This is a genomic window from Streptomyces sp. NPDC054847 (assembly GCF_053610925.1).
In genome coordinates this window covers 1-4,458 of sequence record NZ_JBSGZJ010000542.1, presented here as the reverse complement: position 1 = coordinate 4,458, position 4,458 = coordinate 1, and the positions used below count along the sequence as shown (strand labels likewise).

The following is a 4,458-nucleotide window of genomic DNA, read 5'->3' as shown; positions in this document are numbered from 1 at the left end:
GTGTGTCGCCGGGCTCCGGACCACCGGGGCAGAGTGCCTCAGCCCCCGAACTCGTGCAGACCCTTCAGTGCCTGGTCCAGCAGCGCCTGACGGCCCTCGAGCTCCTTCGCGAGCTTGTCGGCCCGAGCGTTGTTGCCCGAGGCGCGGGCCGCGTCGATCTGACCGCGCAGCTTGTCGACGGCCGCCTGGAGCTGGCCCGTCAGACCCTCGGCACGCGCACGCGCCTCCGGGTTCGTCCGGCGCCACTCGTTCTCCTCGGACTCCTGCAGGGCCCGCTCCACCGCGTGCATCCGGCCCTCGACCTTGGGACGGGCGTCCCGCGGTACGTGACCGATGGCCTCCCAGCGCTCGTTGATCGAACGGAAGGCGGCACGGGCGGCCTTCAGGTCGGTCACCGGCACCAGCTTCTCCGCCTCGGCCGCGAGCTCCTCCTTGAGCTTGAGGTTCTCCGCCTGCTCGGCGTCCCGCTCGGCGAAGACGCCGCTGCGGGCGGCGAAGAACACGTCCTGGGCGCCGCGGAAGCGGTTCCACAGATCGTCCTCGGCCTCGCGCTGGGCACGGCCGGCGGCCTTCCACTGCGCCATCAGGTCCCGGTACCGGGCCGCGGTGACACCCCAGTCCGTGGAACCGGAGAGCGCCTCGGCCTCCGCGACCAGCTTCTCCTTCGTCCTGCGGGCCTCCTCGCGCTGCGCGTCAAGCGACGCGAAGTGCGCCTTGCGGCGCTTGGAGAACGCGGAGCGCGCGTGCGAGAACCGGTGCCACAGTTCGTCGTCGGACTTCCGGTCGAGCCGGGGCAGGCCCTTCCAGGTGTCCACCAGCGCACGCAGCCGCTCGCCCGCCGACCGCCACTGCTCGCTCTGGGCCAGCTCCTCCGCCTCGGCGACCAGGGCCTCCTTGGCCTTGCGCGCCTCGTCGGTCTGCTTCGCCCGCTGTGCCTTTCGCTCCTCACGGCGCTTCTCGACCGTCGCCACGAGTGCGTCGAGCCGCACCCGGAGTGCCTGGAGGTCGCCCACCGCGTGGTGCTCGTCCACCTGCTGACGCAGATGGTCGATGGCGGCCTGGGCGTCCTTGGCCGACAGGTCGGTGGTCTTCACGCGCCGCTCGAGGAGGCCGATCTCGACCACCAGGCCCTCGTACTTGCGCTCGAAGTAGGCCAGAGCCTCCTCTGGAGTCCCGGCCTGCCACGATCCGACGACCTGCTCGCCCTCGGCAGTACGCACGTACACGGTGCCCGTCTCGTCGACGCGGCCCCACGGGTCGCTGCTCACAGCGCCTCCTCAACCTGATGCCGACGAGGGGTTCCTCCCCCGGGCATCGTCCACAGTTTCCCGGACGGGCCTCGCCCGCCCTCCACGGCGCGCGTCCAGCACGCGCCGTACAACGCCCAATCTAGGCGACCGGCCGCCCGGCTGTCCGCACTCAGCGCGGCCGAAATTGCCCGGCTACGCCTTCGGGACGGTGGCCTTCTCGATGGTCACGGCCTTCTTCGGCGGACCGTCCGCGCCGCCGCCCTCGACTCCGGCCTTCGCCACGTCCTGGACGGCCTTCAGGCTCTTCCCGTCCATGGTGCCGAACGGCGTGTAGGTGGGCGGCAGTTTGGTGTCCTTGTAGACGAGGAAGAACTGGCTGCCGCCCGAGTCGGGCTGACTGGTGTTCGCCATCGCGACCGTGCCCGCCGGGAACGTGACCGTGCCGTCGGCGCCTGCCTTGCCGAGCGCGTCGAGGTTCTCGTCCGGGATCGTGTAGCCGGGACCGCCGGTGCCGTCGCCCTTCGGGTCGCCGCACTGCAGCACGAAGATGTTCTCCGTGGTCAGACGGTGACACTTCGTGCCGTCGAAGTAGCCCTTGTCCGCCAGCGACTTGAACGAGTTGACCGTGTGCGGCGTCTTCGCGGCATCCATCGCGATCGCGATGTCACCCTGGTCGGTCTTCAGCCGGAACGAGTACTTGGCCTTCTTGTCGATCGCCATCGCCGGTGCCGGCGTGCTGCTCTCGGAAGGGGAGGCGCTCGGCGGGGGATCGAGCGGCGCGGCGTCGTCCTTCTTGTCCTCCCCGGTGAGGCCCAGCGCATAGACGGCGCCGCCGCCCGCGAGCACCACGGCGAGTGCCGCCGCGATCACGGAGTTGCGGACCTTGGCCTTCTTCCGCGCCTGCTCCCTGCGCTGCTGCTGGCGCTCGAACTTCTCCCTGGCGAGCTGCCGCCGTCGCTGATCGCTGCTGACCACCGGGTCTTCTCCTTGTAACTCGTGGGTCGAAGGTCGTTCAAGGCGCGTACGTCGGATGAGGCCGACCGCCGGGCTTGCCCGTACCGTATACGGGTTGGCTGTGTGATGAGCAGCGCCGGTAGGCTCTGATCTGCTGCAATCCACTGCAAACCACGCAGCGGCCGACCGACGACGACCGAACTGAGGACGATCGTGCTTATTGCCGGGTTCCCCGCCGGGGCCTGGGGGACCAACTGCTATCTGGTCGCCCCCGCCGCAGGCGAGGAGTGCGTGATCATCGACCCGGGCCACCAGGCCACCGAAGGCGTCGAGGAAGCGCTGAAGAAGCATCGGCTCAAGCCCGTCGCCGTCGTCCTCACCCATGGGCACATCGACCATGTCGCCTCCGTCGTCCCCGTCTGCGGCGCCCATGACGTCCCGGCCTGGATCCACCCCGAGGACCGCTACATGATGAGCGACCCGGAGAAGGCGCTCGGCCGCTCCATCGGGATGCCACTCATGGGCGAACTCACCGTCGGGGAGCCCGACGACGTCAAGGAGCTCACCGACGGCGCCGCGCTCAGCCTGGCCGGTCTCGATTTCTCCGTCTCGCATGCGCCCGGCCATACCAAGGGGTCGGTGACCTTCAAGATGCCCGAGTCGGCGGACGTCCCGTCCGTCTTCTTCTCGGGCGACCTGCTGTTCGCCGGCTCCATCGGACGCACGGACCTGCCCGGCGGCGACATGGACGAGATGCTCGAGTCGCTGGCACGGGTGTGCCTGCCCCTCGACGACTCGACCGTGGTGCTGTCCGGCCACGGCCCCCAGACGACCATCGGCCGCGAGCGCGCCACCAACCCGTATCTGCGGGAAGTGGCCGCCGGCCTCGGGAGCGGTCGGCCCGCTCCCCGACGAGGAATGTGACGAGACTCCACAGGTGAATACCTTCCAGGCCCCCAAGGGCACGTACGACCTGATCCCGCCGCGGTCCGCGACGTACCTCGCGGTGCGCGACGCGATCTCCACTCCGCTGAAGAACTCGGGCTACGGCTACATCGAGACGCCCGGCTTCGAGAACGTCGAGCTGTTCGCGCGCGGCGTCGGTGAGTCCACCGACATCGTGACCAAGGAGATGTACGCCTTCGAGACCAAGGGTGGCGACAAGCTGGCCCTGCGGCCCGAGGGCACGGCGTCGGTGCTGCGCGCCGCCCTGCAGGCCAACCTGCACAAGGCGGGCAACCTGCCGGTGAAGCTCTGGTACTCCGGCTCCTACTACCGCTACGAGAACCCGCAGGCGGGCCGCTACCGCCACTTCTCCCAGGTGGGCGCCGAGGCGATCGGCGCCGAGGACCCGGCGCTGGACGCCGAGCTGATCATTCTGGCGGACCAGGCGTACCGCTCGCTCGGTCTGCGCAACTTCCGGATCCTGCTCAACTCGCTCGGCGACAAGGAGTGCCGCCCGGTCTACCGCGAGGCGCTCCAGACCTTCCTGCGCGACCTCGACCTCGACGAGGACACCCGCCGCCGTATCGAGATCAACCCGCTGCGGGTCCTCGACGACAAGCGCGACGCGGTGCAGAAGCAGCTGGTCGGCGCTCCCATGCTGCGCGACTACCTGTGCGACGCGTGCAAGGCGTACCACGAGGAGGTCCGGGCGCTGATCACCGGGGCCGGTGTCGCCTTCGAGGACGACGAGAAGCTGGTGCGCGGTCTCGACTACTACACCCGCACCACCTTCGAGTTCGTCCACGACGGTCTCGGCTCGCAGTCCGCGGTGGGCGGCGGCGGCCGCTACGACGGGCTGTCCGAGATGATCGGCGGCCCCGCGCTGCCGTCCGTCGGCTGGGCCCTTGGCGTGGACCGCACCGTGCTGGCGCTGGAGGCGGAGGGCGTCGAGCTCGACATCCCGGCGGCCACCAGCGTGTACGCGGTGCCGTTGGGCGACGAGGCGAGGCGCGTCCTGTTCGGCGTGGTGACCGAGCTGCGCAAGGCGGGCGTCGCGGCCGACTTCTCGTACGGCGGGAAGGGCCTCAAGGGCGCGATGAAGAACGCCAACCGCAGCGGGGCCCGGTACGCGATCGTCGCCGGCGAGCGTGATCTCGCCGACGGCGTGGTCCAGGTCAAGGACATGGAGTCGGGCGAGCAGGAGCCGGTGCCGGTCGCCGAGGTCCTCACCCGGCTGCGCGGCCGGCTCGGCTGAGACGCCGCGCGGTCCGGCCGGCAACGGCGGTCGCGGGGGCCCGGGGCGGACAAC

The 4,458-nt window shown here is 70.3% G+C and carries 4 protein-coding genes; 2 read left to right on the top strand and 2 right to left on the bottom strand.

The genetic code is table 11. From position 1 onward, the window contains the following. Positions 1–38: 38 nt before the first annotated feature. Both ACWGH4_RS31945 and ACWGH4_RS31940 read right to left on the bottom strand, forming a co-directional pair. A complete protein-coding gene (locus tag ACWGH4_RS31945; RefSeq protein WP_441265298.1) occupies positions 39–1,268 on the bottom strand; it encodes a DUF349 domain-containing protein in 1,230 nt (409 codons plus the stop codon). Positions 1,269–1,442: 174 nt separating this feature from the next. Then, positions 1,443–2,225, bottom strand: a complete 783-nt coding sequence (locus ACWGH4_RS31940) for a peptidylprolyl isomerase (protein ID WP_441265297.1) — start codon at positions 2,223–2,225, stop codon at positions 1,443–1,445. 192 nt (positions 2,226–2,417) lie between these two features. Here ACWGH4_RS31940 and ACWGH4_RS31935 point away from each other — a divergent pair, with 192 nt between their 5' ends. Beyond that, positions 2,418–3,128 carry an MBL fold metallo-hydrolase gene (locus ACWGH4_RS31935; RefSeq protein WP_005319802.1) on the top strand — a complete coding sequence of 237 codons (711 nt, stop codon included), beginning with the start codon at positions 2,418–2,420 and terminating at the stop codon, positions 3,126–3,128. 13 nt (positions 3,129–3,141) lie between these two features. Next, on the top strand, positions 3,142–4,404 hold the full coding sequence (hisS, locus tag ACWGH4_RS31930) for a histidine--tRNA ligase (RefSeq protein WP_453467025.1): 1,263 nt from the start codon (positions 3,142–3,144) through the stop codon (positions 4,402–4,404). Positions 4,405–4,458 lie beyond the last annotated feature (54 nt).